This window comes from Moorena sp. SIOASIH, assembly GCF_010671925.1.
In the GTDB taxonomy this organism is placed as follows: Bacteria; Cyanobacteriota; Cyanobacteriia; order Cyanobacteriales; family Coleofasciculaceae; genus Moorena.
In genome coordinates this window covers 514259-533846 of the sequence record NZ_JAAHIH010000003.1, presented here as the reverse complement: position 1 = coordinate 533846, position 19588 = coordinate 514259, and the positions used below count along the sequence as shown (strand labels likewise).

Here is a 19588-nt window from a genome sequence, read left to right as displayed (position 1 = left end):
GGAACACAAATAGGACTTACGAAGTTTAGTTAGTTTTGCCCCCCTAGCCCCCCAATACTGGGGGGTAATGATGTCAAAGTCCCCCAGTATTGGGGGATTTAGGGGGCAATAGGTAAGTCCTGAAAAATTTACCAATGGCTAACCGTAGCTTGAGCTGTCGCTGTTGCCGATAGTTCAAGCTTTTGGTCGAAGTAATCTGATGTTTGCTCAACAGATACGACTTGTCCTAGCTGAGCTTCAATAGCAGCTGTTACCTCTGCGCAAGAGGCTCCGATGATCCCAGTGACTTTTTCCTGGACTCGACCATCTGGATAAATGACAAACTCTAATGTTTCCATAATCCCTTTAGTGCTCGGTTTATACCTATTTAGAGGTTGTGGCACCGGTTGTTGCGCCAGTCCAGGAGTATGTAATCCCGGATTGATATCACACTACGCATTAAGGTGTTTGACATTGATACAAGCAGCAAAAGTAGTTCTAGTAAACTATTGCCTCTTGCCTCTTGCCTCTTGCCTTTCGCGTAGCGCTATATCACTGATCACTGACCAGTGCTATAGCTGGTCACTAATCAAATGATAATAATTCAGATCATGGCGCAAACAACATTAACATAAGTTTATAGTAAATCGAGTGTTTACTTTAATATTTTGTAAGTTTCTCGTAACTTTTGCCATCAGTCAAGGGGTGGGATGTCCCAAAAATGGTTTGTTAACAAGTAAGCTATCAGCTATCAGCTATCAGCTCTCAGCTCTCAGCTATCAGCTATCAGCTATCAGCTCTCAGCTCTCAGCTCTCAGCTATCAGCTATCAGCTCTCAGCTCTCAGCTTTCAGTTTTCAGCTAAAGGCTGACGGCTGACGGCTGACGGCTGACTACTGACGGCTGACGGCTGACGGCTGACGGCTGACGGCTGACGGCTGACATTAACAAAATCTAGAGAATTGAGGGGACTGGGCAAAGTATGAAGTATGAAGTATGAATTATTAAAGTTGGGCGAAAGAGTCTATAAGTTATGAGTGAAACGCAAGTCAGAGGTGTAAATAACCCCAAAACCGCCAATCCCAATGGATTAGAGCGAATCAGAGTAGGGGTTTTAGGCTTTGGGGGATTAGGTCAAGCCGCTACCAGAGTCTTAGCTCCTAAGGGAGAAATGCTTTGGGTAGCAGCAGCTGACCGGAAAGGTTATGTTTATGACCCAGCTGGCTTAAATCCTGACCGTTGTATCCACACCTACCAATCCCAAGGTTCATTGGGTTATGTAGAACCAGGTGGCACCTTAAGTAGCAACAGTATCGAAGACTTAATCCAAAACGCGACAGTAGATGGATATTTCCTAGCACTGCCAAATTTACCGAATACCTTTATGGCATCGGTAGTTAAGCAATTTATTCAATCCGGTTGGCAGGGAGTGTTAGTAGATGCTCTCAAGCGCACTAGTGCTGTAGAGCAACTGTTGCAACTGCAAGATGAATTGCAAGCCGCTGGAATTACCTATATGACTGGCTGCGGTGCTACTCCAGGACTATTGACCGCTGCTGCTGCGATCGCATCTCAAAGCTATGCCGAGATTCACAGTGTCAACATTACCTTTGGGGTAGGGATTGCTAACTGGGAAGCCTATCGAGCCACCATTCGAGAAGATATTGCTCACCTTCCCGGTTATGATGTAGAACGAGCCAAAGCCATGAGTGATGCTGAAGTCGAAGCCTTATTAGATCAAACCGAAGGCATCATCAGCCTAGAGAATATGGAACATGCTGATGATGTGATGCTGGAACTAGCAGGGATTTGCTCACGCGATCGCGTTTCTGTTGGTGGTGTCGTGGATACCCGCAATCCTAAAAAACCCCTCAGTACCAATGTCCAAATCACAGGTCGCACCTTTGAGGGTAAAATTTCCACTCACACCTTTACCCTTGGTGATGAAACCAGCATGGCTGCTAATGTCTGTGGTCCCGCCTTTGGCTATCTAAAAGCAGGAGTTTCCCTACATCACAAGGGTATTTATGGTCTATTGACTGCTGCCGAAGTCATGCCGCAGTTTGTGAAATAGTCATTGGTTTTAGGGAGTAGGGAGTAGGGAGTAGGGAGTAGGGAGTAGGGAACAGGGAACAGGGAACAGGGAACAGGGAACAGGGAACAGGGAACAGGGAACAGTGCGTAGGGTGCGTTAGGGGCGGAAAGCCCTTGATTTTCCGCCTCAACGCCCGGGTTGGGATAGTCCGCCCCGTAACGCACCACCTTTGGGCGAGCCCTCTTCTGTCTATAGCTGAGAAAAACGCTATACTGAAATAATTTCCTGATAATTACCCTTAATCAAAATCTCCCCACACTCCCTATCTCCCTATCTCCCTATCTCCCTATCTCCCCATCTCCCCATCTCCCCATCTCCTTACCCTCTTCAACTAAGCTGGATGTTTCATCCTGTTCCAGATTAATCCCATCGGTCGTTTGTACCACAAATGGTAGACTAGCCCCTAGTAAGCCTCGCTGAATCCGTTGGGGTGTCTCTTGGAACACCACAAACAAGGGATAGATACGGTTTACGCCATCACTGAGAATGTGTTGATAGCCAGGAGGCATTAGCCATTCATAGTCTTTGTCTAGTAACACTTGGGTCTGACGCCAGCGACTGAGCAAGTCAGAAAAGTCTTCATGGGGGCGATGGATGAATAGAACAATCTCTATCTCCATCTTGACTTTCCATTCGGGATCGCACATTACCATGGCTAGATCACAGGGCAAACCTACGGCTTCGGTGATCGTGCCATGGCTAACACTTTTATGCCCTAAGGAGGATGGCGAGTGACGAATTCTCACCACTGGTAAGGGAATGGTGATCACACTCTCGTAAGGTCGGCGCATACTAGGAATCATTTCCAGGTAAGGTCGATAGGATTTCAGGAGTGCGATCGCACCATCATGGTTACTATACTCTGCTAGCCAAGCTTCGTAATCAGATTTCTGAACAGGCATCGAATTAAGCTGTTGCGCATTTAAATTGGATATTATTCAGTTAGAAAAAAACCGTCAAACCCTATCCCATGCTCCTATTCCCCCCTTAATAAGGCTCCCATGCTCCGATTCCCCCCTTAATAAGGGGGGTTAGGGGGGATCCGATTCCCCCCTTAATTAAGGGGGGTTAGGGGGGATCCCTGCTGCCCTGCTGTCAGAACCATTGAATTTAAATTAAGACCAGCTTAGCCCATAGTTTCAAACACTTTAAACATTGGTAAATACATAGATATCAATATCACACCAACCATGCCTCCCAAAACCACAATCATAATTGGTTCCAAGATACTAGTTAGTGCTTTAACCGCTTGCTCCACTTCATCTTCATAGAAGTCAGCAACTTTCATCACCATAGAATCCAACTCACCCGTTTCTTCTCCAATACTAATCATTTGAATTGCTAGAGGAGGAAAAATGTTTTCTCGTTGTAAAGCTAGGCTAATCATCCCACCCTGTTGAATCTCATTCTTAGCTGAGTTAATAGCATTAGAAATTACCTGGTTACCCGCTGTATCTCTAACAATATCTAAGGAATTCAGGATCGGTACTCCCGAACGAGTTAAGGAGCCAAACACTCGGCAAAAGCGAGCTACAGAGCCTTTTTCATTCAACTCACCAAACAAAGGCATTTTCAACTGCAAGCCATCAATTTGTAACTTACCCATTGGGGTTTTATAGTAATACTTAAAAGCTGTAACTAATACAATTACAACAGCAATGGGAATCAATACTTTCCAACTTCTGAGGATGCCGCTCAACCATAACATAAACTTAGTTAAAGCTGGCAATTCCGTTCCTAAATCTTGAAATATCCCAGCAAAGATTGGGATCAGAAACATTGTCATTGCCAGAAAAACCAGTAGGGCTAAGAATCCTACCACACTTGGGTAAGCCATAGCTGATTTGATTTGGTTTTGCAGGCGATTCATATCTTCGAGCAGCTTAGCTAATCGGTTGAGCACTTCATCAAGCACACCCCCAACCTCACCAGCCTGAACCATACTCACATAAAGATCATCAAAACAATCTGGATGCTTACGCATGGCATCCGATAGATTAGTTCCTTGTTGGACCTCAGCACTGATGTTCATCAACGCCTTTTTCAGCTTAGGATTAGAACACTGTTCCCCTAATACCCCAAGACATCGGACGATAGCCACACCAGCATTAACCATAGCGGCAAACTGACGAGAAAACACCGCTTTGTCTTTGATCGTGACATTGGTAAATTTTTCAGAAAGGCTTGATAGGCTAAAGTCAACATCTAAGCTTTTCTTGACGCTGCCAACAGCAGCATACCGATGTTCTAGCATGCTCCGGGCTTGTTCAGGAGTAGCAGCGTCAATTTTTTCTTTTTTAGATTTGCCTGATTTGTCCCGAACTTGAGCAATAAAAGTAGGCATGGCTTTTTTCTAGATTAAGTCTAATAGCAAGTTTTATGGATCCAGTCCGTGCTTTCTCTAGACTAGCGGTAAGCCGTCAGCCGTCAGCCGTCAGCCGTCAGCTTAAAATAAACCTCGAAAGGGATAATTTAATATTAAGAGATTTTAGAGAATTGAAAGTCTGGGCAAAAGCCCATCAAAGCATATGCACCTCAAGTAGCGTGCGTGGCACAGGCTTCTAGCCTGTGAGGTAGCGCATTAGCTGATAGCTGATAGCACCTCAAGTAGCGTGCGTGGCACAGGCTTCTAGCCTGTGAGGTAGCGCATTAGCTGATAGCTGATAGCTGATAGCTGATAGCTGATAGCTGATAGCTTACGACTAGCGAGTCGCCTTTGCTCTACCGCCCTTAGAATTCATCCCTCCAGAACCAGCAATGATACGTTGCAATTCATCGGGTTTAGAACTTTTACTAAGTCCTGCTTCCAAAGAGATCAAGCCAGATTTCACCTGACCCGCTAAAGCTTGTTCCAGGGTCTGCATTCCCAATTTCACACCGGTTTGGATAGCAGAGTACACTTGAGACGTTTTTCCTTCCCGGATCAGGTTAGAAATAGCAGGTGTCACTACCATGATTTCCTGAGCCATAGTCCGACCAAACTCACCTGGTTTAGGGTTTTTCTTCGGTACTAGACATTGACTAAAGACTGCAATCAAAGAGTTAGACAGCTGAGCTCGGATTTGAGCTTGCTGTCCAAATGGAAACACATCAATGATCCTGTCTACGGTTTGAGCGGCTGAGTTAGTGTGTAGCGTTCCAAATACCAAGTGACCGGTTTCAGCGGCGGAAATAGCTAGACCAATAGTTTCCATATCCCGCATTTCACCCACCAAAATCACATCCGGGTCTTCCCGCAGTGCCCCCTTCAGGGCATTGGCAAAGCTCTTAGTATCTTCACCTTTTTGACGTTGGTGAATCAAGCTCTTGATGTTGGGAAACACATATTCTATCGGGTCTTCCACTGTCAGAATATGTTCTGCCCTAGTGCGGTTAATTAAATCAATCATAGCTGCTAGGGTAGTGGTTTTGCCAGAACCAGTCGGTCCGGTGACCAATACCATTCCCCTTGGTCGTTCACTCATCGACCGCACCACATCCGGTAAACCCAATTTGTCAAAATTAGGAATCTTGGAAGACAACGCCCTCAAGCAAGCCGCATAGCAACCCCGTTCTTTGTAAACATTGACACGGAAACGAGCCAACCCCTTGACACCATAGGAACAATCAAGTTCCCAGTTTTGCTCCAATTCCTTACGCTGTGAATTGTTAAGCATACTGAAAATCAATCGCTGACAGGCTTGAGGGTTCAGTGCTTCGTCATCAATGGGTTGGAGTTTACCACTGACGCGGAAGTAGACTGGCGCACCCGCTTGGATGTGCATATCTGACCCCCCCATCTCAATCATCTGTTCCATCAAGTCTTCAATCATCAGTTCCATAATCTTCTCTCCCTTAAAAACGTCAGTAGTCGTTAGTGATTAGTCCTTAGTCAAAAGACAATAGCCAATTGTTAATGAACAATTGACTAATAACTAATTTAATTTTGAAAACGGGGTGTCATACAGTAAGGACAGTCTAGCCACTCCGGCTCTAATTGAGCTGAGCAAGTGCTACAGGTCAGAGAACTCTTGCGCTTAGCTTTCAGTTCTGCCTCTAAGCCAGAATCAGTAAAGGTTACTCGTTCCACTTCTTCAAAGGTGGTGTAACCTTCCTGTACCAAATTCAAGCTATAGGCTAATATTGTGATCATCCCTTCCTCTACAGCAGCTTCCTTAATCCTCTCAGTGGGGGCCCCTTGGTTGATTAAGGCTTGGAGGTTCTCAGAGATGCGCATAACTTCATAAACACCAACCCGTCCTTTGTAACCAATACCATTACAGGTTTTACAGAGTGTACCTTCTGTCCTAGCTTCAGCGATTTCCTCCGGTGTCAGGGTATTGGCGCGATAGATGGTAATCTCGCCATCCCTAGAGGCTGACAGACCATAGCGGGCTAGTTCCGCAGAACTTGGTTGGTAAGAAATACGACAATTGGAACAAACACGCCGCATCAATCGTTGAGCCAACACTCCCAGCAAGGCACCGGAAACCATGAAGGGTTCAACACCCATTTCATCTAAACGAGCGATCGCACCAGCCGCATCATTAGTGTGTAGAGTAGTCAAGACCAAGTGACCAGTCAACGCTGCTTCAATCGCGGTTTTAGCTGTTTCTTTGTCTCGTGTTTCACCCACCAGAATCACGTCCGGGTCTTGGCGCAGAAAGGCTCGTAGAATCGAGGCAAAATCCATGCCTTTTTCCCGAATAACCTGGACTTGGGTAATCCCAGGTAAGGAATACTCAATCGGGTCTTCTGCAGTACTGATATTCACCCCAGGGTCATTACGTTCTGCCAGAATTGAATACAAGGTGGTTGATTTCCCCGATCCCGTTGGACCCGTCACCAAGATTAATCCAAAGGGACGCTTAGCCATTTCCCTGACCAATTCTAAGGTGTCTGGGTCTGTGATCAACTTATCCAACCCCAACTGGGTCGATTCGTTATCTAGGATCCGCAGAACCACCTTTTCCCCATAACGACTGGGCAAGGTATTGACCCGAAAGTCAACTTTGCGCCCCTGGAACATACGCCGAATTTTACCGTCTTGGGGTAAGCGTCTTTCCGCAATGTCGAGATCTGCCATGATTTTGAAACGAGCCGCCACCGCTGTATGTATTCGCTGTGGTAAGGCATCAAAGGCTTGACGCAGTACCCCATCTTTGCGATAGCGCACCCGCAACTGCTCCTCTTGGGGTTCGATGTGAATGTCAGAAACCCCTTCTTGTAAAGCCTTAGCCAGGATTTTGTTAACCAGGTTAATGATCGGAGCCCCCCCTGCCTCATTCAAAGAAGAATCTAGGTCTGCTTCCGCTTCCTCTGGGGCATCCTGTAAAGTATCGAATGAGCCTAAATTTTCTAAATCCTCCTTTACATCTACGGATTTTTGTTGATCTAGTTGCTTTTGCCGTGCCAACTGATCGTCAAGATACTGACTAATGATTTGCTGATAGTCTTCCTTAGTGATGACCATCCGTTGCAACTTGATGCCCTGAGGTCGTAGAATCCGATTCAAATCATCCTGGGCTTCTAGATCATCAGGAGAAACCATTGCCACCAAAACCGATGGCGGCTCAGTTTCATGCTTAGATATGGGGAGCAGGTGATAGCGACGGCAAATATCAATAGGAATCAGGGTTTCAATCAAGCCACCGACTTGCTGAGTGGAAATATCACTAATTTCCGGATCTAGGGACTCAACACCAAAAAGAACTTTCAGTTCAAACAACTGCTGCTTCTTGTATTGGCGGATCAAGTCCGGTGGTAACTGACGTCCGGTCATTGCTTCGACGACTTCCGTCAGGGGTCTTCCGGACTTGCGAGTTTCCAGCCAAGCTTGCTGCATCTGGTCAACATTAACGTAACCAGCCTGAATCAGTTTATTGCCAAAGGGAGAAAAATCGTTACGGACTACTAGGGCGCGTCGTTGAGATGAGGAGTAAGTCATGACGGAATAGGAACTCTCCTTACTTTACACAGTATTCCCAAAAGCCTTATGTTAAGTGTCATGGGAGTGGCTGCCACTCCCTGATTTTTACGTTTTAGTGAGATTGACGGACTAGGATAATTTGTCGCAGTTAAATATTGAATTATACATCATAAAAACTCAGTCAAGTCATTGGCTGTATAATTCTTATCAACCCCTAATCCCTCAAGGTGGTTCACAATCTCAGATGCTAGATTTTGGTTAATGACTGATTTAGCCACAACATTCAACTATGCAACAAGACCAGCAAAACTACGCAACAAGACCAGCAAAAGGAAGTAACACCATCAAGGACAGTGGTAAGGATACAGGCCATAAGGATCTGATCGGCTACACTTCCAACAGCAGCATTCTTGCTGACGGAGGTCGTGGAAGACCACACAGTTGAGGTAAGTTTACGGTCGGAGTAACTCTCAATCAGGTTAGAAACCAATGCTATAGTCGTTAGACTTAACTTGGTTAGTTTACAAAATTTGCTGGAAAATTGGTTGGCTAGTAAGAAATTATAGATAAACTAGCACTTTATTGAATTGGGATGAGTGGAGCATGATTGACGAAGCAAAACAGTCAGATAACACTACGCAGCAGACAAACGAAGAGTCCACCACGGTACTCGAAGACAATCGTCAGGCGGAAGCGGTAGCCGTAGCCTCTGACTCAGAGGTCAACCCAACAGCCGCACAACCAACTGAATCCCCTGCTGCTGAAGCATCTGAGCCAGAGTCGGTAGACCAAGCCCAGACCGAGGTAGCTCAAGCAGCTACCACCGATGAATCACCTACCGAGGATGATTCCAAAATTATAGAAACCATCAAGCAGGAAAATGAAGCCCTGAAAGCTCAACTAGAAGAGCGCACTCAGCAATGTGATTCCTTTAAATCTCAATACATCCGGATTGCGGCAGATTTTGAGAACTTCCGCAAACGGTCAGCTAAAGAAAAAGAAGACTTGGAACATCAAGTTAAAGGAAACACCATCACTGAGTTATTGTCAGTAGTCGATAATTTTGAACGGGCGCGTACCCAAATTAAGCCTCAAAATGATGGGGAAATGTCGATTCACAAAAGCTATCAAGGTGTTTATAAACAGCTGGTAGACAGTCTCAAGCGCCTTGGGGTTGCTGCGATGCGACCAGAAGGGAAAGAGTTTGACCCCAATCTCCACGAAGCGGTTATGCGAGAACCAACGGATGAATATCCAGAAGGAGTGGTGATAGAACAGCTAATGCGGGGTTATTTCCTTGGGGAGCGCGTGCTGCGTCACGCTATGGTGAAAGTAGCTGCTGCGGCAGAACCACAGGAAACCTCCGAAGCTCAGAAGTCTGCTGAGGCAGAAAATTAGCTGCCATTTATTGGTTAACCTTCCTTTGGTGTCAGTCTCTCAAATCCTACCAAAAGGGACTTAGCACCAAGGGAAGTTCTATTATTTTGAGCAACTCAACAAAAAATCAAACTAAAATAACTTAACATAACCTTTAACCCGCAACCCTATGGGAAAAGTTATTGGCATCGACCTCGGCACAACCAATAGTTGTGTTGCTGTCTTAGAAGGAGGTAAACCCATAGTCATTTCCAGCTCGGAAGGTGGGCGAACCACACCGAGTATTGTGGGATTTGGCAAGTCAGGGGAGCACCTGGTTGGTCAACTGGCCAAGCGTCAAGCAGTGACCAATGCGGAAAACAGTGTCTACAGTATCAAGCGCTTTATCGGACGTCGTTGGGATGAAACCGCTACAGAGCGTTCCCGTGTCCCCTATACCTGTGTTAAGGGTCGTGATGAGACCGTAGATGTCAAGATTCGGCGTCGAGAGTACACCCCTCAGGAAATCTCGGCCATGATCTTACAAAAGCTCAAGGCTGATGCTGAAACCTTTCTTGGGGACTCAGTGACTCAAGCGGTGATCACAGTTCCTGCCTACTTTACCGATGCTCAACGGCAAGCCACCAAAGATGGGGGTACCATTGCTGGTTTGGAAGTGTTGCGCATTATAAACGAACCGACTTCTGCTGCTCTTGCCTATGGCTTAGATAAGCTGGATCAAGACCAGCTGATCTTGGTGTTTGACTTGGGGGGTGGTACCTTTGATGTCTCAGTTCTGCAACTGGGGAATGGGGTCTTTGAAGTAAAGGCAACCTCTGGTAACAATCATTTGGGGGGAGATGACTTCGATAATGTGATTGTCCGCTGGATGGTGGAAAACTTTAAAGCCAAAGAGGGCATCAATCTCACCCAAGACAAAATGGCTCTTCAGCGTTTGCGAGAGGCGGCGGAAAAGGCAAAAATTGAACTGTCTAGCATGGTAGCCACCCCGATCAACTTGCCCTTCATTACTGCTGATGAAACAGGACCAAAACACTTGGAGATGGAGTTGTCCCGGGCTAAGTTTGAAGAACTATCCAGGGACCTGATTAACGCAACTATAGAACCAGTAAAGCAGGCGCTCAAAGATAGTGACCTCAAGCCAGAGGACATTGACCGGATTTTGCTGGTAGGGGGTTCGACCCGTATCCCGGCGGTGCAGGATGCTATTAAAAGGTTTTTTAATGGTAAGGCTACCGATCGTTCGGTTAACCCCGATGAAGCTGTGGCATTGGGAGCAGCAATTCAGGCTGGTGTTTTGGGCGGGGAAGTCGAAGATGTCCTGCTACTGGATGTTACTCCCCTGTCCCTGGGTATAGAAACCTTAGGGGAAGTGTTCACCAAAATTATCGAGCGCAATACTACTATTCCTACCAGTAAGTCCCAGGTATTCTCCACCGCTACCGATGGACAAACCTCCGTAGAAATCCACGTATTGCAGGGGGAGCGGGCAATGGCTAGAGATAACAAAAGCCTGGGAAAATTCCTGCTGACTGGTATTCCCCCAGCTCCTCGTGGTGTACCTCAAATTGAAGTCACCTTTGAAATCGATGTCAACGGCATTCTTAAAGTCGCTGCCACTGATCGAGGCACTGGGAAAGAGCAAAGTATTGTGATTACCAATACGGGGGGATTAAGTCCAGCGGAGGTGGAACGGATGCGCCGTGAGGCAGAAGACTATGCTGACCAAGACCGCCGTCGCATGGAATTGGTGCAACTCAAAAACCAAGCCGATAGCTTACTATATAACTATGAATCTACCATCAAAGACCATGGGGAATTGATTAGCACTAACCTTCAGGCTCAAGGACTCAAGGAGCAAGCAGATCAACAAAAGCAGCACCTAGACACCATAATGACAAACCCCTCAATTGAGGTCGAGGAGGTGAAAGAAGCTATTGAAACTTTGCAGAAAACTGTCTTGGAAATTGGGGGTATCATTTACGCCAGTGCCAGCCTTGGGTCAGACCCGGAATTTATCACCTCTGACGAAACAGTTCAAGAGTCAAATTTCAACGACTCCACCCAAATAGAACCGGATGCTGTCGGAGAATTTGTGGTTGATTTTGAGGATGAGACCTTAGAGGTGGATGTTGACTACGAAGCAGTTGATTACGGCAACAGCTCCCTAAAAGATAGATAATTGAACTCGCTGCTTGGACTAGCTCAAGCCGACCGTGAGAGTATGGTCACTCGCTCAGGTGGCAATCAGCTGATTTTTTTGATAGACAATGATATAGGATGCAGGTAATGCTGAAATGCGCTCATGGTGCTTTTATAGCAATAACCTGAGGAATAACAATAGCCCCTACTATGTAAATGGAATACCGATCAGCGCTCTATGGCTGACTATTATGATCTGCTTGGTGTCTCTCGTGATGCCGACAAAGATGAAATTAAACGTGCTTACCGTCGCTTGGCACGGAAGTACCACCCAGATGTTAACAAAGAACCAGGAGCTGAAGAGCGCTTTAAGGAAATTAACCGGGCTTACGAAGTCCTCTCAGAACCAGAAACTCGAGCAAGATATGACCGTTTTGGGGAAGCTGGTGTTTCCTCAGGTGCGGGAGCAGCTTACTCAGATTTTGGGGATATGGGCTTTGCTGATATTTTTGAAAGCTTCTTCAGCGGCTTTGCTGGTGGTATGGGTCAGCAAACTGGTCGTCGGCGTAGTGGTCCGGTGCGTGGTGACGACCTGCGACTAGACTTGAAGCTGGCTTTCAAGGAAGCTATATTCGGTGGTGAAAAGGAAATCCGCATTCCTCACCTAGAAACTTGTAAAGTTTGTAACGGCACAGGAGCTAAGCCAGGAACTCGACCCCGCACTTGCCCAACCTGTAACGGTTCAGGTCAAGTACGGCGTGCTACTCGTACCCCCTTTGGTAGTTTCACCCAAGTCTCAGTCTGTCCTACCTGTAACGGTGAAGGGCAAATCATTGAGGATAAGTGTGAAGCCTGTGGTGGTGCTGGTCGCAAACAAGAAACCAAAAAGCTGAAAATCACCATTCCAGCAGGGGTGGATAATGGCACCAGGCTCAGGGTTTCTAAAGAAGGAGATGCTGGATTACGTGCTGGTCCACCAGGAGACCTATACGTTTATCTATTTGTAAACGAAGACAGCCAGTTTCAGCGGGATGGGATTAACATTCTGTCTGAAATGAAAATTAGCTATTTGCAAGCCATTTTAGGCTGTATTATCGAAGCAGAGACAGTGGACGGTCCAGAGGAATTAACTATTCCACCCGGTACTCAACCCCATACGGTATTAACTTTAGACAATCACGGTGTCCCCAAATTGGGTAACCCAGTCAGTCGGGGCGATCACCTAATCACGATTTTGGTAGATATCCCCACTCGAATTACCGCTGAGGAAAGGGAATTGCTAGAGAAGCTAGCGAAAATTAAGGGTGAGCGCACTGGTAAAGGTGGTATAGAAGGATTCTTGGGAGGGTTGTTTGGCTCATGAGTGGACTAGCCTCCTCCGAGATCAGTTCATTACCTGATGATAAGCTGGATCTGCGGGGCACCCCTTGCCCGATTAACTTTGTTCGGACTAAACTCTATCTAGAGAAAATGGCTCCAGGTGCCCTATTAGAAGTGTGGCTCGACCCAGGAGAACCAATAGAACAGGTTCCTGATAGTCTGACTATGGAGGGTTACCCCATAGAGGGCGTTGAAGAACGCGATCGCTATTTTGCTCTGAAGGTGCGTCGTCCATACCAGCATCTTCATGATTGAATTAGAATACACTAATTCATCAAACTTGTCAACCCCTTGGCTGGGTACCGTGCTGGCGGTTCAGGCAAATTTCTATCAGGTGCGTTTAGATCAGTTGAAGGTTGACAAATTGGAGGTTGTAGGTTGTGAAGATAACCTTCAAGCAAATAACCTACAACCTTCAAGCCTCTTATGTACCCGTAGAGCCCGGTTGAAAAAAATTGGCCAGCAGGTGATGGTGGGAGACCGGGTTGTAGTAGATGAACCTGACTGGGCTGGTGGACGAGGGGTGATTGCCGAAGTGCTGCCCCGGACAACCCAGCTCGACCGCCCACCAATCGCCAATGCTCAGCAAATTCTGGTGGTTTTTGCTCTGGAAGAACCGACCCTGGATGCTTATCAGCTGAGTCGGTTTTTGGTGAAGGCAGAATCTACTGGTTTCAAGGTCTCTTTGTGTCTGAATAAACTTGATTTAGTAACACAACAGCAACAGCAGCATTGGCAACAGCGTCTGGAAGCATGGGGTTATCAGCCAGTCTTGATCAGCGTTCATAATGGTACTTGTTTAGCACAACTGACTGACCTGTTGAGTCAGACAATCAGCGTTATGGCTGGTCTTTCTGGTGTCGGTAAATCCAGTCTAATTAATTATCTGATTCCAGCAACAAGGGTGCGGGTGGCAGAAGTGACTGGTAAACTGGGTCGAGGACGCCACACCACTCGGCACGTGGAATTATTTGAGTTGCCCAGAGGTGGTTTTTTGGCAGATACCCCCGGATTCAATCAGCCTGACTTGACTTGTACTCCTGAGGATTTAATCCATTACTTTCCAGAAGCAAGAGAGCGTTTAGCCCAACACCGCTGTCAATTCAGTAATTGTCTACATCGGGATGAGCCAAACTGTGCTGTGCGAGGAGACTGGGAACGGTACCAGCATTATCTGGATTTTTTAGCAGAAGTGATTGCACGACAAGAGGCTTTGAACCAAAAAGCTGATATAGAATCGACTATGAAGTTAAAAATTAAAGCTTCTGGTCGGCGTCAATACGAACCCAAGCTAGAAACAAAAAAATACCGCCGTCGCTCCCGGCGTACTCAGCACCAGACCCTAGATGAACTTTATGACGATATGAATGAAGGATGAAGTATGAATACTTCATCCTTCAACCGTTTAACTTGTGACATACTCCCACACTGAACCTGTAAGGTCAGTGTGGGCTTCTTGCCAACTCCACCCAACGGTATCGGCTTTCGCCGACCCTGCGCGAACGGATACGTAGGCTTGCTTTATTAACGACACGGTCAGAAGTTACCGCAAGAATAGGGCAGCCTTTATGGTTAGTCGGTTATGCGTAAAGGGTTAAAACTTTATGATTAAGGCCAGAGACGAATCCTTAGGATAGGGTCGCCTTTATAGTTTGTAGGTCATGCAAAATAGGGTTAAGTCTCTTGTAATAAGGCGACCCTATCCTTACGGAGACTTCAAACCCTATTCTAAGGTTTCGTCTCCGGGATGACCCTCCGCACCGGAACAATACAAAAATTCGATTTTTTCGCTAGTTAAATAGCTGACAAACCAGCATTTAAGGCCTTTGGCCACGCGGGGCGCGTTCGGCTTTGTTTATCAGTACATATATTATAGCAATTCCCTCTGTGCAAAATTCATCCCACACCTATGCTGCGGGATGAATTTTGCCGGACAGCTAACGTTTAACTTCTAAGGCTAACCCCAAATTTTTCCTCTAGGGCTTCTCGCACTTTCTGATGTACTGGCTCGACTTCTGCATCAGTAAGAGTGCGATCGCTAGCACGGTAGATTAGCCGAAATGCCAAACTTCTCTGTCCCTCAGGAACAGACTCCCCTTTATATTCATCAAACACTTCCACGGACTGCAACAAATTTCCCGCAGCTTTCCGGGTTGAACGTTCGATTTCTGCCACTGAGACTTGTAGTGGGGCAAAGAACGCAATATCCCGGTCAATGGCTGGGTAGGTGGAATAGACTTGGAACCGGGGAGTCAGAATTTCATCGCGATCAAGAGCCTCTAAAATTAGCTCCAAGTCCAAATCAAATACATAAACCTGATCGGGAAAACCCCTTTCTGAGCGTAGCTGGGGGTGCAACTGCCCAAATTTGCCTAATTTCTCACCTTGCAACCACAAGGATGCAGTGCGTCCTGGGTGAAGACGGGGATCGCTGTGGTCTGGTTGGTATTCTACTGTTAGGCCGCAACGAGAAAATACACTCTCTAGTACTCCCTTAGCCTCATACCAGGTCATGGGTTCGGAACGCCCTGCCCTGACCCAGTTACCTTGGGTGATGTTTCCCCCTAAAATTCCGGCAATAGCATCAGCTTCTGCGAAACCCTCTTCTGCTCGCCAGAAGACCCGACCAATTTCAAAACCGTTGAGTACACCGTTCCCTTGGTCGATATTGTACTGACAAGCATCAATCAGCCCTGATAGTAAATCCGTGCGTAGGGATGAATATTCCGTAAACAGGGGATTATCGAGACGAATTTGGGTCTGTTCCTCTGGCTTTACCAAGGAATACTGGACTAATTCGGTCAACCCAACTGCACGGAATTGCGATCGCAGTTTTCGCTTTAAAAATTCCTCAGCAGATAGATAACCTGGTTCAGTTTTGTCTGGTAAGCTATCACAGAAGTTGTCATAGCCATAGAGACGGGCAATTTCCTCAATTAAATCAATTTCCCGCTCTAAATCCCGATAGCGGTAGGGCGGTACAGTCACTGTCCATTGGAGAGAATCCTGGGTGCAGCCCGGTTGTAGTTGACATCCGAGGGCAGTCAGGATTCTTTCCACATCTTCTGGCAGGATTTCCCCAAGCTCCTCTCCCTCATGAACTGGCCCTAAAATCTGATTGACACGGTCAAGACGTAACTCAATGGAACGTGCCCAAGTAGAGGGGTCAGGGCGCTGGTCAGCAATACTCTGGGTGGTGGGGGTACCAGCAGCTAACTCAGTAATTAATGCGATCGCTCTTTTACAAGCAATATCCAATTCTGCTTGATTGACACCACGCTCATAACGGGCAGATGATTCTGTCCGTATGCTTTGACTGCGGGAAGAACGACGAATAGTCACTGGATCAAACAGTGCTGCTTCCAAAACAATACTTTGGGTGTTGTCGTTCACTTCTGTGGCTTCCCCACCCATAACCCCAGCCATAGCAACCGGTTGGTCGTTAGCTGTGATCAGTAAAGCTTGTGGTTCCAGGGAACGGGTTTGACCATCAAGAGTAGTCAGGGATTCCCCACTCTTAGCAAAGCGGACACCAATGGTTAGGTTTTCGACCCCAGCAACAGCTTGCAAGCGTTCCCGGTCAAAGGCATGGAGGGGCTGACCCCATTCCAAGAGAATGTAATTAGTGACATCCACTACATTATTAATCGGTCGCACTCCAGCGGCTTTCAAGCGCTGTTGTAACCAATCGGGAGAAGGACCAATCTTAACCCCTTCAATCACAGTGCCAATATAGGCAGGGCTTGCTTTGGGTTCAGATACTTTCAAGGTCAAGGCATCGGATGCTTCTGGAATAGACACCTCAACTGTTTCTGGCAAGGTTAAGGATGCCCCAGTTAAGGCCACTACTTCTCTGGCCACGCCCACCATACTTAGAGCATCCGCTCGATTAGCCGTAGAGGTAACATCAAGAATGATATCGGTTAACCCCAGTAAGGGACGAGCATCACTGCCTAGGGGTATAGTTTCTGCCTCGAAAATATGAATACCAGCGGATTCCTTGGCCAAGCCGACTTCTGCTAAGGAACAAATCATCCCTTCTGAGCGAACACCGCGCAGTTTTGAGGCGCGAATTTTCAAATCAATAGTTGGTAGGTAGGTTCCGATGGTGGCGACCGGCACGTAAATGTCTGGTCGGACATTCGATGCACCACAAACAATATTCAATGGGTCACTCCCACCAATATCCACTTGACAGACCCGAAGCTTATTTGCATTAGGGTGAGGCTCTACCTCCAGAACCTTGCCAATCACCACGCCATCGGCCAGGGTTCCCAGGTCTTCAATATCTTCTACCTCAAACCCAGCCATAGTTAGGGTTTGAGCTAGCTCTTCTGGTGTCAGAGTTACTTCTACTAGTTCTCGCAGCCAGTTTAACGATATACGCATGGACTCCTAAATTTTTTTGCTGAACTCTAATATAAGGTAATAAATAAGGTGCAAGTTGCCGGTTACTTCCAGCAAAACATTTTTCTATTGTGATCGGGATAACCCCTTAACGCTTGACAAAAGTACACTACCTATGGTCAATGCTAAATAAACGCTCTAAAATATAGGTAGCTTCATATACGTTTTACTTTAATCACCCTTTACTTAACTCAAAATTGTCCTTTGTACCCTTAGGTGGATACAAAAAATAAGGTATCCTGGTTGAGGATCAGGTTTCACCGGAATAGTTGTCTAACTAAGGGGGTAGTAAGAGGCATTTTGCAGAAAATAAAGAAAAGTAAAATACTATAAATCATCTTTCCTGCTCAGGTGCTCCGAGCAAAAGTTTTAGTTCCAGTATGGGCAAAGCAACATCAGTAACGCTGAATGAGCTACTGTCTAAATCCTACCTGCACTCAGGCACAAAACCCAGAACACGCCGACTTGTGTCAGGCGTGCAGTTCTAAATTATTATTACTTGACCGCTATCGTGTGATCAAACCACTCGGTCAAGGCGGATTTGGAGCAACTTTCTTAGCAACAGATCAATCCTTGCCCGGTAAACCGACCTGTGTAATCAAACAACTCCGCCCAAGCGCCAAAAGCTCAGAGATTTCACCGATGGCAAGGGATCTGTTTGAGCGAGAAGCCCGAACCTTGGGAGAAATTGGGAATCATCCCCAATTGCCACGGTTATTAGATTACTTTGAAGACAATCAGCAGTTTTATCTGGTTCAAGAATACATTAGCGGTTTGACACTCCAACAGCAAGTCAGACGGTCTGGTTCATTCTCGGAAGAGGGAGTTAAACAATTTTTAAGTGAAATTCTACCACTGCTGCAATATATTCATAAGAAAAAAGTAATTCACCGGGACATTAAACCAGCCAATATAATTCGTCGTGACCAAGACCGCAAACTGGTATTGATTGATTTTGGTGCTGTGAAAAACCGCCAAACCAATCCCTCCAACTCCTCAGACACAGTATTGACCAACTATGCCATCGGAACTCCAGGCTTTGCCCCTCCTGAACAAATGGCATTGCGACCTGTTTATGCTAGCGATATCTATGCAGTGGGGGTTACTTGCCTTTATTTGTTGACGGGTAAATCTCCCAAAGACCTCGATTATAATCCTTCAACCGGAGAAATAGTCTGGCAGACTAATGTCAACGTTAGTGACCACTTTGCTAAGGTTTTAAGAAAAATGCTGGAGTCTTCTGTCCGTTATCGCTATCAGTGCTCAGAAGACATCCTGAGAGCTCTTGACCTAGAGCCATATCTGGAGAGTTTAAACAACAGTTTAGTATCACAACCCCTTGATGATGCTAATTCTCACTTCAACTCAGGGAATTTGGCTCCTGCGAATGGTTATTCATCCCCATCATCAGCCCAATCCCGAAGAATGGCAGAGAGAATTAGAGCATTCCGGGAGCGTCGGGGATTGAGCAATGGTCGAAGATCAGAACCTCAAAACGGTGGAAGTTTTACCAGTCACAGGGATTCTACAGCTGTGAGCGGTAGTAGGAGTAGCATCACAGGCAAGTCGAAGGGTAATGGCAAGTTGGATGCGGAAACTTTATTAAAAGCTTACGGCTCTGGCAGGAGAGACTTTGCTGCTAAAGATTTGAGGGGACTTAATCTTAATAATGCTGAGTTATCTGGGATAATTTTCCGCCACGGAAAACTGTTCAATATTAGTTTGAAGGGAGCGGATTTATCTAGTGCTAATTTTGGTGAAGCGAATCTCCATCAAGCGGACTTACGCAATGCTAATTTGGGTCGAGCTTACTTGAAAAAGGCTAACTTAGCAGGAGCAGACTTGCGTGGGGCGAATCTTAGTTATGCTCATCTCGAAAATGCTAATCTGCGGGGAGCAAATTTGTGTGGAGCCAATCTTTCTAATGCTAAAGTTACTAAGGAACAGTTGGCTCAAGCTAAGACTAATTGGACAACAGTACTGCCTAGTGGGAAGCGGGGTTTTTGGTAATATAGCGAAGGGAATAGGGAGTAGGGAGTAGGGAGTAGGGAATAGGGAGTAGGGAGTAGGGAGTAGGAAGTAGGGAATAGGGAATAGGCAAGAGGCAAGAGGCATGCTAGCAAGAGGAATCCCCCCTAACCCCCCTTACTAAGGGGGGCGGGCAATAGGCAATAGGGAATAGGTAATAGGGAACAGGGAACAGGCAAGAGGAATCCCCCCTAACCCCCCTTAGTAAGGGGGGCGGGCAAGAGGCAATAGGCATGCTAGCAATAGGCAATAGGGGGAAAGAGATGGGATTAT

The 19588-nt window shown here is 46.5% G+C and carries 19 protein-coding genes; 9 read left to right on the top strand and 10 right to left on the bottom strand.

The features are described 5' to 3' along the window. Positions 1-128: 128 nt before the first annotated feature. On the bottom strand, positions 129-338 hold the full coding sequence (locus F6J90_RS17535; RefSeq protein ID WP_293096084.1) for a DUF2997 domain-containing protein: 210 nt from the start codon (positions 336-338) through the stop codon (positions 129-131). 115 nt (positions 339-453) lie between these two features. On the opposite strand from F6J90_RS17535, the gene F6J90_RS17530 reads away from it, so the two are divergent. Continuing rightward, positions 454-576 (top strand): hypothetical protein, encoded by a 123-nt coding sequence (locus F6J90_RS17530; protein WP_267876402.1) that lies wholly within the window; start codon positions 454-456, stop codon positions 574-576. 252 nt (positions 577-828) lie between these two features. On the opposite strand, the gene F6J90_RS17525 is transcribed toward F6J90_RS17530, so the two are convergent. Beyond that, positions 829-957 carry a hypothetical protein gene (locus tag F6J90_RS17525; RefSeq protein ID WP_293096079.1) on the bottom strand — a complete coding sequence of 43 codons (129 nt, stop codon included), beginning with the start codon at positions 955-957 and terminating at the stop codon, positions 829-831. 54 nt (positions 958-1011) lie between these two features. Between F6J90_RS17525 and F6J90_RS17520 the strand changes: the two genes are divergently transcribed. Further along, positions 1012-2052: a saccharopine dehydrogenase-like oxidoreductase gene (locus F6J90_RS17520; protein ID WP_293096076.1), complete on the top strand. Its 1041-nt coding sequence runs from the start codon at positions 1012-1014 to the stop codon at positions 2050-2052. On the opposite strand, the gene F6J90_RS17515 is transcribed toward F6J90_RS17520, so the two are convergent. The 3 genes from F6J90_RS17515 to F6J90_RS17505 all read right to left on the bottom strand — a co-directional run bounded on the left by F6J90_RS17515 (position 2004) and on the right by F6J90_RS17505 (position 4417). Continuing rightward, on the bottom strand, positions 2004-2240 hold the full coding sequence (locus F6J90_RS17515) for a hypothetical protein (RefSeq protein ID WP_293096074.1): 237 nt from the start codon (positions 2238-2240) through the stop codon (positions 2004-2006). The two genes, F6J90_RS17520 and F6J90_RS17515, sit on opposite strands and share 49 nt — an antisense overlap. A gap of 111 nt (positions 2241-2351) precedes the next feature. Beyond that, entirely contained in the window at positions 2352-2975 is a 624-nt protein-coding gene (locus F6J90_RS17510) for a hypothetical protein (protein WP_293096071.1), read from the bottom strand. A 224-nt stretch (positions 2976-3199) separates the two neighbouring features. Further along, on the bottom strand, positions 3200-4417 hold the full coding sequence (locus F6J90_RS17505; protein ID WP_293096068.1) for a type II secretion system F family protein: 1218 nt from the start codon (positions 4415-4417) through the stop codon (positions 3200-3202). Between the two features lie 35 nt (positions 4418-4452). Between F6J90_RS17505 and F6J90_RS17500 the strand changes: the two genes are divergently transcribed. Then, the gene (locus tag F6J90_RS17500; RefSeq protein ID WP_293096065.1) at positions 4453-4638 is read left to right on the top strand and encodes a hypothetical protein; all 186 of its coding nucleotides are present in this window, start codon (positions 4453-4455) and stop codon (positions 4636-4638) included. 137 nt (positions 4639-4775) lie between these two features. Here the strand turns inward: F6J90_RS17500 and F6J90_RS17495 are convergent, their stop codons facing one another. Continuing rightward, positions 4776-5894, bottom strand: coding sequence for a type IV pilus twitching motility protein PilT (locus F6J90_RS17495; RefSeq protein ID WP_293096062.1), 1119 nt, complete (start codon positions 5892-5894; stop codon positions 4776-4778). 98 nt (positions 5895-5992) lie between these two features. Continuing rightward, complete coding sequence (locus F6J90_RS17490) at positions 5993-7999, bottom strand: GspE/PulE family protein (RefSeq protein ID WP_293096060.1); 2007 nt, start codon at positions 7997-7999, stop codon at positions 5993-5995. Positions 8000-8584: 585 nt separating this feature from the next. Here F6J90_RS17490 and grpE point away from each other — a divergent pair. The 5 genes from grpE to rsgA all read left to right on the top strand — a co-directional run bounded on the left by grpE (position 8585) and on the right by rsgA (position 14258). Then, entirely contained in the window at positions 8585-9379 is a 795-nt protein-coding gene (grpE, locus tag F6J90_RS17485; protein ID WP_293096057.1) for a nucleotide exchange factor GrpE, read from the top strand. Positions 9380-9527: 148 nt separating this feature from the next. Continuing rightward, positions 9528-11540: a molecular chaperone DnaK gene (gene dnaK / locus F6J90_RS17480; protein WP_293096054.1), complete on the top strand. Its 2013-nt coding sequence runs from the start codon at positions 9528-9530 to the stop codon at positions 11538-11540. A gap of 198 nt (positions 11541-11738) precedes the next feature. Further along, positions 11739-12863 (top strand): molecular chaperone DnaJ, encoded by a 1125-nt coding sequence (gene dnaJ / locus F6J90_RS17475; RefSeq protein WP_293096051.1) that lies wholly within the window; start codon positions 11739-11741, stop codon positions 12861-12863. After that, positions 12860-13135, top strand: a complete 276-nt coding sequence (locus F6J90_RS17470) for a sulfurtransferase TusA family protein (protein ID WP_293096048.1) — start codon at positions 12860-12862, stop codon at positions 13133-13135. The genes dnaJ and F6J90_RS17470 overlap by 4 nt, the downstream gene beginning before the upstream one ends. After that, positions 13128-14258 (top strand): small ribosomal subunit biogenesis GTPase RsgA, encoded by a 1131-nt coding sequence (gene rsgA, locus F6J90_RS17465; RefSeq protein WP_293096045.1) that lies wholly within the window; start codon positions 13128-13130, stop codon positions 14256-14258. The genes F6J90_RS17470 and rsgA overlap by 8 nt, the downstream gene beginning before the upstream one ends. A 566-nt stretch (positions 14259-14824) precedes the next feature. On the opposite strand, the gene pheT is transcribed toward rsgA, so the two are convergent. Then, positions 14825-17269 carry a phenylalanine--tRNA ligase subunit beta gene (gene pheT, locus F6J90_RS17460; RefSeq protein WP_293096042.1) on the bottom strand — a complete coding sequence of 815 codons (2445 nt, stop codon included), beginning with the start codon at positions 17267-17269 and terminating at the stop codon, positions 14825-14827. Positions 17270-17695: 426 nt separating this feature from the next. On the opposite strand from pheT, the gene F6J90_RS17455 reads away from it, so the two are divergent. Continuing rightward, the gene (locus F6J90_RS17455; protein ID WP_293096039.1) at positions 17696-19297 is read left to right on the top strand and encodes a serine/threonine-protein kinase; all 1602 of its coding nucleotides are present in this window, start codon (positions 17696-17698) and stop codon (positions 19295-19297) included. Here the strand turns inward: F6J90_RS17455 and F6J90_RS17450 are convergent. After that, positions 19240-19410: a hypothetical protein gene (locus F6J90_RS17450; protein WP_293096037.1), complete on the bottom strand. Its 171-nt coding sequence runs from the start codon at positions 19408-19410 to the stop codon at positions 19240-19242. The two genes, F6J90_RS17455 and F6J90_RS17450, sit on opposite strands and share 58 nt — an antisense overlap. Continuing rightward, positions 19404-19550 carry a hypothetical protein gene (locus tag F6J90_RS17445; RefSeq protein WP_293096034.1) on the bottom strand — a complete coding sequence of 49 codons (147 nt, stop codon included), beginning with the start codon at positions 19548-19550 and terminating at the stop codon, positions 19404-19406. Before F6J90_RS17445 ends, F6J90_RS17450 begins: the two co-directional genes overlap by 7 nt. Positions 19551-19588 lie beyond the last annotated feature (38 nt).

Bases quoted from the DNA above. Each gene is read 5' to 3' on its own strand.
- F6J90_RS17470 (WP_293096048.1), top strand. From the start codon at position 12,860: ATGAGTGGACTAGCCTCCTCCGAGATCAGTTCATTACCTGATGATAAG.
- F6J90_RS17455 (WP_293096039.1), top strand. From the start codon at position 17,696: ATGAGCTACTGTCTAAATCCTACCTGCACTCAGGCACAAAACCCAGAA.
- F6J90_RS17510 (WP_293096071.1), bottom strand. From the start codon at position 2,975: ATGCCTGTTCAGAAATCTGATTACGAAGCTTGGCTAGCAGAGTATAGT.
- F6J90_RS17500 (WP_293096065.1), top strand. From the start codon at position 4,453: ATGGATCCAGTCCGTGCTTTCTCTAGACTAGCGGTAAGCCGTCAGCCG.
- F6J90_RS17495 (WP_293096062.1), bottom strand. From the start codon at position 5,894: ATGGAACTGATGATTGAAGACTTGATGGAACAGATGATTGAGATGGGG.
- F6J90_RS17535 (WP_293096084.1), bottom strand. From the start codon at position 338: ATGGAAACATTAGAGTTTGTCATTTATCCAGATGGTCGAGTCCAGGAA.
- F6J90_RS17505 (WP_293096068.1), bottom strand. From the start codon at position 4,417: ATGCCTACTTTTATTGCTCAAGTTCGGGACAAATCAGGCAAATCTAAA.
- pheT (WP_293096042.1), bottom strand. From the start codon at position 17,269: ATGCGTATATCGTTAAACTGGCTGCGAGAACTAGTAGAAGTAACTCTG.
- grpE (WP_293096057.1), top strand. From the start codon at position 8,585: ATGATTGACGAAGCAAAACAGTCAGATAACACTACGCAGCAGACAAAC.
- dnaJ (WP_293096051.1), top strand. From the start codon at position 11,739: ATGGCTGACTATTATGATCTGCTTGGTGTCTCTCGTGATGCCGACAAA.
- F6J90_RS17445 (WP_293096034.1), bottom strand. From the start codon at position 19,550: ATGCCTATTGCCTCTTGCCCGCCCCCCTTACTAAGGGGGGTTAGGGGG.
- rsgA (WP_293096045.1), top strand. From the start codon at position 13,128: ATGATTGAATTAGAATACACTAATTCATCAAACTTGTCAACCCCTTGG.
- dnaK (WP_293096054.1), top strand. From the start codon at position 9,528: ATGGGAAAAGTTATTGGCATCGACCTCGGCACAACCAATAGTTGTGTT.
- F6J90_RS17520 (WP_293096076.1), top strand. From the start codon at position 1,012: ATGAGTGAAACGCAAGTCAGAGGTGTAAATAACCCCAAAACCGCCAAT.
- F6J90_RS17490 (WP_293096060.1), bottom strand. From the start codon at position 7,999: ATGACTTACTCCTCATCTCAACGACGCGCCCTAGTAGTCCGTAACGAT.